7 protein-coding genes are annotated in these 9487 nt (G+C 39.6%); 5 read left to right on the plus strand and 2 right to left on the minus strand.

Annotated elements, in window-relative coordinates:
* Window positions 1-45 precede the first annotated feature (45 nt).
* From hrcA to lepA, 5 genes are all read left to right on the plus strand, one after another.
* Window positions 46-1089: a heat-inducible transcriptional repressor HrcA gene (gene hrcA, locus EKM98_RS10250; protein WP_068224608.1), complete on the plus strand. Its 1044-nt coding sequence runs from the start codon at window positions 46-48 to the stop codon at window positions 1087-1089.
* A gap of 18 nt (window positions 1090-1107) precedes the next feature.
* Entirely contained in the window at window positions 1108-1740 is a 633-nt protein-coding gene (grpE, locus tag EKM98_RS10255; protein ID WP_125982478.1) for a nucleotide exchange factor GrpE, read from the plus strand.
* 35 nt (window positions 1741-1775) lie between these two features.
* Window positions 1776-3638 carry a molecular chaperone DnaK gene (gene dnaK / locus EKM98_RS10260; protein ID WP_125982480.1) on the plus strand — a complete coding sequence of 621 codons (1863 nt, stop codon included), beginning with the start codon at window positions 1776-1778 and terminating at the stop codon, window positions 3636-3638.
* A gap of 191 nt (window positions 3639-3829) precedes the next feature.
* On the plus strand, window positions 3830-4999 hold the full coding sequence (dnaJ, locus tag EKM98_RS10265) for a molecular chaperone DnaJ (RefSeq protein WP_125982482.1): 1170 nt from the start codon (window positions 3830-3832) through the stop codon (window positions 4997-4999).
* Between the two features lie 165 nt (window positions 5000-5164).
* Window positions 5165-7003 carry a translation elongation factor 4 gene (gene lepA, locus EKM98_RS10270; protein ID WP_125982484.1) on the plus strand — a complete coding sequence of 613 codons (1839 nt, stop codon included), beginning with the start codon at window positions 5165-5167 and terminating at the stop codon, window positions 7001-7003.
* Between the two features lie 111 nt (window positions 7004-7114).
* On the opposite strand, the gene EKM98_RS10275 is transcribed toward lepA, so the two are convergent.
* Together EKM98_RS10275 and EKM98_RS10280 are read right to left on the minus strand one after the other, a co-directional pair.
* Window positions 7115-7345, minus strand: coding sequence for a hypothetical protein (locus EKM98_RS10275; protein WP_125982486.1), 231 nt, complete (start codon window positions 7343-7345; stop codon window positions 7115-7117).
* 267 nt (window positions 7346-7612) lie between these two features.
* Entirely contained in the window at window positions 7613-9091 is a 1479-nt protein-coding gene (locus EKM98_RS10280) for a glucosaminidase domain-containing protein (RefSeq protein ID WP_125982488.1), read from the minus strand.
* Between the last annotated feature and the right edge of the window lie 396 nt (window positions 9092-9487).

Below are 9487 nucleotides of genomic sequence, written 5' to 3' on the forward strand. Positions count from 1 at the left end.
TGTTAGCACTCATAGATGCTAAGTGCTAAAGAAGAGGTGGTTAGAATGCTGACCAAGCGGCAGTTACTCATCTTGAAAGAGATTGTTCGTTTGTATACTGAATATGGCCAGCCTGTCGGTTCGAAAAAGCTTCTTGAACAGTTGCCAATGCACGTCAGTTCTGCCACTGTCAGAAATGAAATGGTTCATTTAGAGGATATGGGGTTAATTGAAAAAACACACTTATCTTCCGGACGCATTCCATCGATGAAAGGGTATCGTTATTACCTTGATCATTTAGTCGAGCCTAGCAGTGTAGACGCAAATGATATGGCAGTTATTGAAACATCCTTTGACCAAAGCTATCATGAGATTGATCAAATTGTTGCGCAGTCCGCTAAAATCCTATCAAGTTTGACTAGTTATACTGCAATTTCTTTAGGACCAGAATTAAAGGAAGCACGTTTAACCGGTTTTCGTTTAGTACCACTGGACAATAACCAGGTGATGGCGATTTTAGTGACTGATAGCGGTGCGGTTGAAAACCAAATCTTTTCGATTCCTAATGGAATTGATAGTGATAGTTTAGAAAAGGTCATTCGAATTATAAACGATGAGTTGGTCGGCCTACCACTAACGAAAGTGATTAAGAAGTTGCATACAAGTATTCCGCAACTTTTAACGCACTACATGATTACACCATCTGGCTTCTTAGATATATTTGGTGGTGTTTTGAAGAAAGCGGCTCAAGAACGCTTTTATGTTGGCGGTAAGATGAATCTAATTAATACCAGTACCATTAAGGACGTTAACCAATTAAAATCACTTTACGCTATGATTGATAAAAACGATGATTTGGCTAAGCTACTAGGGGAACCAGCGGATCAGCCAATTGAAGTACGTTTAGGCGACGAAATGACGAACGACTTACTGAAAAATTTTAGTTTAATTACCGCAACTTATAATGTTAGTGAACATGGCCGAGGTATGATTGCACTCTTAGGACCGACCAGCATGCCATATTCACGAATGATTGGGTTATTAGACGTCTTTCGTGAGGAGTTAGCAAAAAAAATTACTGATTATTATGCTCACTTTGGGGATGAATAGTCACTGGAGGTGAATGATTTGGCTGATAAAAAGAAACCATCTACGAAACAACCGGAATTTCCATCCGAAAAAAATTTAGATCAAGAAACGACAGCCGCAACTACTGAAAAGGTAGTTAAAGGTGACAAAAAAGAGGCCACCGCTAAAAAAGAAACGGTTAGCGATGATGCGAATGTAACCAAGCAACATGAATTGGATCAGGCCGAAATCAAGAAATTACAGGCCTTGGTTGCTAGTAATGAAGATAAATATCTTCGTGCTGAAGCAGAAATTCAGAATATGAATAATCGTTTTAAAAAAGAACGGGAGCAATTAGCAAAATATGACGGTCAAGATTTGGCTAAGTCCGTTTTACCCGTTGTTGATAATTTAGAACGTGCTTTAGCAATTGATGTTTCAGATCCAATCGGACGGCAGTTAAAAAAGGGTATTCAAATGGTCTATGATCATCTAGAGAGTGCCTTAAAAGAACATAACGTTACCGAAATTGAAACTGAAAACAAGACTTTTGATCCGACTATTCACCAAGCAGTTCAAACTGTGCCAGTGGAGAGTGATCAAAAGCCTGAGACGATTGTTAAGGTTTTACAAAAGGGCTACTATTTGAAGGATCGCGTTTTGCGTCCGGCCATGGTAGTAGTTGCGCAATAAAAATAAATATTAAATAATAAAAGAGGTTATGAGTTATGGCAAAAGTTATTGGGATTGACCTTGGGACAACTAACTCTGCAGTTGCTGTTCTCGAAGGTAAAGAACCAAAAATTATTACAAATCCAGAAGGTAACCGGACAACACCATCTGTTGTCTCCTTCAAAAATGGTGAAACACAAGTTGGTGAAGTTGCAAAGCGTCAGGCAGTAACTAATCCAAACACGGTTGCTTCAATCAAGCGTCACATGGGCGAAGCAGGCTATAAAGTTGAAGTTGATGGTAAGTCTTACACACCTCAAGAAATTTCAGCGATGATTTTACAGTACATCAAGAAATTCTCTGAAGATTATTTAGGTGAAGAAGTAAAGGATGCCGTTATCACAGTACCTGCTTACTTTAATGATAGCCAACGACAAGCAACTAAGGATGCTGGTAAGATTGCTGGCCTTGATGTTAAGCGAATTATCAATGAACCAACAGCTTCCGCATTAGCTTATGGTCTTGATAAAGGTGATAAGGACGAAAAGATCTTAGTTTATGACCTTGGTGGTGGTACCTTTGATGTTTCTGTTCTAGAACTTGGCGATGGCGTTTTTGAAGTTCTCTCAACTAATGGTGATACTCGTTTAGGTGGGGATGACTTTGACCAAAAGATTATTGATTGGTTAGTTGATAGTTTTAAGGCTGATAATGGAATTGACTTGGCCAAGGACAAAATGGCCTTACAACGCTTAAAGGATGCTGCCGAAAAGGCTAAAAAGGATCTATCTGGTGTTAACGAAGCACAAATTAGTTTACCATTTATTTCTGCCGGTGATGCTGGACCATTACATTTGGAAAAGACATTGACCCGGGCCAAATTCGACGAAATGACGGCCGATCTTGTTGCTAAGACCAAAGGACCTTTCGATAACGCTTTAAAAGATGCCAAATTGTCTACCGGCGATATTGATAAAGTCATCTTAAATGGTGGTTCAACTCGTATTCCTGCTGTTCAAGAGGCTGTTAAACAGTGGACTGGTAAAGAACCCGATCATTCAATTAACCCTGATGAAGCAGTTGCTTTAGGTGCTGCAGTTCAAGGTGGTGTTATTACAGGTGATGTTAAGGACGTTGTTTTACTTGATGTTACGCCACTATCACTTGGTATTGAAACCATGGGTGGTGTTTTCACTAAGTTAATTGATCGCAATACAACTATTCCAACAAGTAAGTCACAGGTATTTTCAACGGCCGCTGATAATCAGCCAGCTGTAGATATTCATGTCTTACAAGGTGAACGACCAATGGCAGCAGACGATAAGACACTTGGCCGCTTCCAGTTGGCAGATATTCCATCAGCACCACGGGGTGTCCCTCAGATTGAAGTTAAATTTGATATCGATAAAAACGGGATTGTTAATGTATCTGCTAAAGATATGGGAACACAAAAAGAACAAAAGATTACCATTAAGAGTTCTTCTGGTTTATCTGATGAAGAAATCGAAAAGATGCAAAAAGAGGCTGAGGAAAATGCCGATGCTGATAAGAAGAAGAAAGATGAAGTTGATTTACGTAATGACGTTGAACAACTTATCTTTACAACTGATAAGACGTTGAAGGAGCTTAAGGGTAAGGTCACTGATGAAGAGATCAAGAAGGCCCAAGACGCTGAAGATGCTTTGAAGAAGGCTCAAAAAGACGATAATTTGGATGATATGAAGGCCAAACGTGATGATTTGAATAAAATTGTCCAAGATTTATCCGTTAAGATGTATGAACAAGCTGCCAAAGAACAACAAGCTAAAAGCGATGCCGGCCAAGGCAGTGATGCCAAGGGCGACGATAAAGGCGACAGTGATGGTGAAACCGTTGACGGTGACTTTGAAGAAGTCGATCCTGATAAGAAGAAAAAATAAATCTTATTGGCGCGTATCTTAATGAGTAACAGGAAGCCAGGGCCATTGCGGCTTTTGGCTTTTTGTTTAATTTATGGTATGCTTAATTCGATTTTCTGCAAAGAATATTATTGGTTTAATTTATTATTTCTAAGCAATTTAGATGAGATCTGCAGACAATAATTAAATCGTTATAAATTAGGAGGTTAAGCATGGCGGAAGAACAACGTGATCCCTATGAAGTTCTTGGGGTAGCAAAAGATGCGTCCCAGGATGAAATTAAACACGCCTACCGAAAGCTTTCAAAGAAGTATCATCCTGATCTTAATAAGGCGCCAGACGCTGAGGCAAAGTTTAAAGAAATATCGGCCGCATATGAAGTCATTGGTGATCCCGATAAGCGGGCTCAATATGATCAGTATGGTGCTGCGGGTCCGCAAGGTGGCTTTGGTGGCGGTAGTGGTGGCCAAGGTTTTGGCGGTTTTGATACAGGTGGTCAGAGCTTTGGCGGTTTTGATGATATCTTTAGCCAATTCTTTGGCGGCGGTGGTGGACAACAACAGTCTAACCCATCGGCACCTCGGCAAGGTTCTGATCTACAGTACCAAATGGATCTAAAGTTTGAGGAAGCCATTTTTGGTAAGGAAACAACAATTTCTTATACACGGGAGGCTATGTGTCATACTTGTAATGGGACTGGTGCGAAGCCTGGTACTTCACCAGTAACCTGTCATAAGTGTCATGGTGCTGGCTACATTCAAGTTACCCGTCAAACACCACTTGGCCGCATGCAAAGTCGTGAAGTTTGTGATGTTTGTCGTGGTACAGGTAAAGAAATTAAAGAAAAATGTGCAACTTGTCATGGCTCTGGTCACGAACAAGAACGCCACAGTGTTAAAGTTAAGGTTCCAGCTGGTGTTGAAGATGGTCAGCAAATGCGCTTATCTGGACAAGGTGAAGCAGGAACAAATAGTGGCCCTTATGGTGATTTATTCATCGTTTTCCGGGTTACACCAAGTGACAAATTTAAGCGTGATGGTGCTGAAATTTACATTGAAGTACCAATTAGTTTCGTGCAGGCCGCATTAGGCGATGACTTGCAAGTTGACACGGTTAACGGAAAAGTTAAGTTAAAGGTACCAGCCGGCACGCAAACTAACACAACGTTCCGTTTACGTGGACAAGGTGCACCACGATTACGCGGTAATAGCAAAGGTGACGAACACGTTACGGTGAAGGTAATAACGCCTAAACACTTAAGCAATGAGCAAAAGAATGCATTGAAGACCTTTGCTGTTGCTAGTGGCGATGAAGTGAGTCAAACCGAAGGTAGTTTATTCGATAAGATTCGTGAGACTTTTACGGGCGATAAAAAGAAATAAAGAACGATTAAAAGAGTGAGCATAATACTGGCAGTTGTATGGACTAGGTGATGGTATCCTAGTTTAGCGGCTAGGTTAGCTTGCTCTTTTTTGAGTTATTTTCAGTTAAAATTGCGTCGGCCTGATCAGCTTGTTATAATTTAAACTAGAAAGTAGGTTGACGAAATGGATGTTGAACAAATGCATCAGCGCCAAAAAAATATTCGTAATTTTTCGATTGTAGCGCATATTGATCACGGTAAATCAACACTGGCGGATCGAATCTTAGAGTTGACGCATACCGTGGCTAAGCGTGATATGGAAAATCAAATATTAGATACAATGGATTTAGAGCGTGAGCGTGGCATTACAATTAAGTTAAACGCCGTTGAATTAGAGTACCACGCAAAGAATGGTGAGAAATATATTTTTCATTTAATTGATACACCAGGTCACGTTGATTTCTCTTATGAAGTTTCACGTAGTCTAGCAGCCTGTGAAGGTGCAGTGTTGGTTGTTGATGCTGCTCAAGGAGTTGAAGCACAGACACTGGCTAACGTCTATTTGGCGATTGATAACGATCTTGAAATCATTCCGGTAATTAATAAGATTGATTTGCCTTCCGCTGACCCGGAACGAGTGCGATCTGAAATCGAAGATGATATTGGTATTGACGCCTCCGATGCAGTTTTAGCAAGTGCTAAAGAAGGTATCGGGATTGAAGATATTTTAGAGCACGTTGTTAGTGATGTACCGGCACCAAGTGGTGATGTTCAGAAACCCTTGAAGGCATTAATCTTTGATTCAGTTTATGATAATTATCGCGGCGTTGTGTTGAACGTTCGTATTTTTGACGGACTAGTTAAGCCAGGAGATACGATTCAACTGATGCAAAATGGCAAAACATTTGAAGTGACGGAAGTTGGTGTTATGTCGCCCAACGCTGTTTCTCGGGATCAATTAATGGTCGGGGATGTGGGTTATATTGCTGCCAGTATTAAGACCATTCAAGATACGCAGGTTGGTGATACTGTAACGCTGGCCAATAATCCGGCCACAACTGCCTTAAAGGGTTATCGAAAGATGAATCCGATGGTTTATTCAGGTTTATATCCGGTTGATACAGCGAAATATAACGATTTACGCGAATCCTTAGAAAAATTACAGTTAAACGATGCTGCTTTAACTTTTGAACCTGAGACTTCTGAAGCATTAGGTTTTGGTTTTCGATGTGGTTTTCTTGGTTTATTGCACATGGATGTTGTTCAGGAACGACTTGAGCGCGAATTTGGGATGGATTTAATTACCACAGCACCGTCAGTAACTTATCACATTAATTTAACCGATGGTACGCAGAAGATAGTTTCTAATCCCTCTGAGATGCCTGATCCAGCGGCAATTAAGTCAATCGAGGAGCCCTTTGTGCATGCCTCCATTATGGTACCCAATGATTATGTTGGCGCCGTCATGGAATTATCCCAGGATAAACGGGGAGAATTTGATACGATGGAGTACTTAGATAATAACCGAGTAAATGTTGTTTATCATTTACCACTATCAGAAATTATCTATGACTTTTTTGATCGCTTAAAATCCAGCACAAAGGGTTATGCCTCTCTCGATTACGATATTGAAGGTTACCGTGAGAGTAAATTAGTTAAAATGGATATTTTATTAAACGGAGAATCAGTTGATGCGTTGAGTATTATTGTTCATCAAGATTTTGCCTTTGGACGCGGTAAAGAAATTGTTGATAAACTAAAAACAATTATCCCACGCCAACAATTTGAGGTGCCTATTCAGGCCGCTATTGGAAATAAAATCATCGCGCGGACAAACATTAAAGCCTTACGTAAAAATGTTTTGGCCAAGTGTTATGGTGGGGACGTTTCCCGAAAACGCAAATTATTGGAGAAGCAAAAGCGTGGTAAAAAACGAATGAAGCAAATTGGTTCCGTGGAGGTTCCCCAGGAAGCCTTCATGGCTGTTTTACAAACTGGTGAAGAAGAAACGCATAAAAAATAAAGCCCTGTGGAGGCTTTATTTTTTTATGCGTAGATTACTGATAATCCGTTTTTGGTAGATCTATTTACCTAGAACGGATTTTTTAAAATGATCGATGTCATTACTTGGACGCTAAATAAGCGCGATATCTTCGTTAAGGGTTACGGATGAAACTTCATGGCGATTTAGGGCAGTATGGCCACAATCTGAAGTGATGACGTACTTATCTGCTTGACCAATATTGAAGAAATTTCGGGCCGTGGTATTGATTACGGCATCGTCAGTGATCACCTTAACGTTAGCAATCTGTTTTAGCGTGAGTGTTTTTCCAGAATTTAGGTTTACGGTTAATGTTTGTGCCATCTTTTTCAGCTCCAATTTAATTAAAAGTTATTATGATAATAAGATAACAATAATTAATGACTAAATGCAAAAATAACGCTTTATTTTTAGTAAAAGGAATAAAATGATCATTAATTTAATTTAACGAACTATTTGTGTCATTTAGTCGTGATAAGTAAAATCAGTGTAACATGATTGGCATGGGGTAAGCAAAAGAGCAGTGTACGCGGTAATTCTATTAAGTCGGTAAAAATTTACTGATCTAAGGCCGGTTTTCTGTTTTCATTATCATAGATAAAAAATGGGTCCAACTTTATGCTGCTTTCGTTGAAAATATGCCGTGGCCAGTGGCTTTGTTTGTTTTTTGTAGTTCTTTTTAACAAAATTAATTTGTCGAGTTTGTTTTGTTTTTTGATCATATTTAGTTAGGTGATAGGTAGCAATAATTTGATTAAGTTTCAAATTATATTTGGTATCCGTTGCGTAGCGGCCAGTTAAGAACCTAGTTGCTTGTTGGTAGTTTTTAGTGTTTTGTTTCCAAGTTCCGGCGTAGAAATTTGCCGTTGTTCCCGTTGTTAATAAATTTGTATAGTCAGTTAAGGAGGCCTTATAGGAATCGTAACGCTTGAAATTTGTTTTAATGGTAAATAGTTGGCCGAAGCCATTGTCTTCTTTGGTAGCCATCAGGGCGCTTTGACCAGCAAAACTGCCTTTAACCCCAAAGAGATTGTAATTTGGCGCGGTAGCCAGGCCACTGTTGCCCCAGCTACTTTCTAAGGCTGCCTGTGCAATCATAACTGAAGCGTAAATACCATGTTTATAAGCAATTTTCTGTGCGTTTTTTGAAAATAATTTGATAAATGCTTTGTGTGATGGAACGACGATTCCCGGCTGGCGCAAAACTTTTTCTTCGATCGTAGCGTTAGAGGTTGCAGTAACGACGGTCGGAAAGTCGGGTTTTGCACCCAGAATTGGAGTAGTGGCCTGATTTGATTTAGTTACTATTGAATCTTGTTGACTAACCGGCTCTTCTTGGCCAGCAGTAGCCTCATTAACGCTCTGAGGGTGGTCAACGTCACTGGTTACCGGCTTAGAACCGATTGAACTATTACTTGGAGCAGAATTAGTGGGAGCGGTCGTTTTTGAATCTTCTTTTCCGGTTGTTATTTGTTTTTTATCCGTTACGTGTTTATTCTTTTGTGTCAGCTCGTTTTGGTAATTTGTTTGACCACGCTGGTAGCCAAGTAGATAACCTGTCTGGTAAACTGGTCCAAATTGAGCTACCACAACGGCATCTTTTTCCTTTTGTTGATAGCCGGCACTATATCCGATGCGCTTACCTTTATTATAGAGCGCTTGAGCCAGTGAAAATTCGACTTCGTAGGCCTTAATGAAGTAAGGCGTGGCCGTTGTTGGTTTACTCGTATTTATTTGCTTAGCTAGTGTGACGTCCGAATCGGCAGCCTTTTTACCTTTGAGGTAATCCGTTTGGTCCTGCCAATATTCATTAAAATAAGTCTGGTCGTTACCATCAGTGGACACTAAGGAGGTTCCACGTGGTGCTGCAGCAAGTACATCTTTTTGTGCAGCTTGTTGTCTGGTTTGGGTATCTGTTTGGGACTGATTTTTGGTAATAGTTGTCGAACTAGCTGCTTGAACGCTTTTCAGATTAAAAAGACAATTTGTGGAACTCAATAATATACCAGTAGTACTCAAAATTGTTAGTTGTTTCAGCAATATTTGCTGGCCTAGTTTAACAGTTAACATTTTAATTAACCTCTTTTCCTTATTTTTGCTGCAGTATTTACCCTCCTATAGATAAATTACATGAAGTTGCAGCAATCTAGTTAAATTAGCTAGTTTTTAAAGAAAATGGTCTTATTTTTAGAAACAGTATTATTTTTTTCTAGCGTCATTTATTTTCATGGTGCGATGATCAAAAATTGCCTTACGTTCGAATTAATTTAAACGTTTTAGAAGGAAAATTTTGGGTACTTGGTAATCAGACTGTGCTAATATTTTTCAATTGCGGAATAGAATCTGGACGCTTTTCCAAACACTCCCTAGGCCATAAATGTTATAATAAATACGCGTGGTGCTAGTTCGTCATAAAATCAAAAAAGCCTAAATTGTATACCAATATCGTCAATTCAATCTTTAATT

It is taken from the genome of Loigolactobacillus iwatensis (genome assembly GCF_003950295.1).
Taxonomy (GTDB): domain Bacteria; phylum Bacillota; class Bacilli; order Lactobacillales; family Lactobacillaceae; genus Loigolactobacillus; species Loigolactobacillus iwatensis.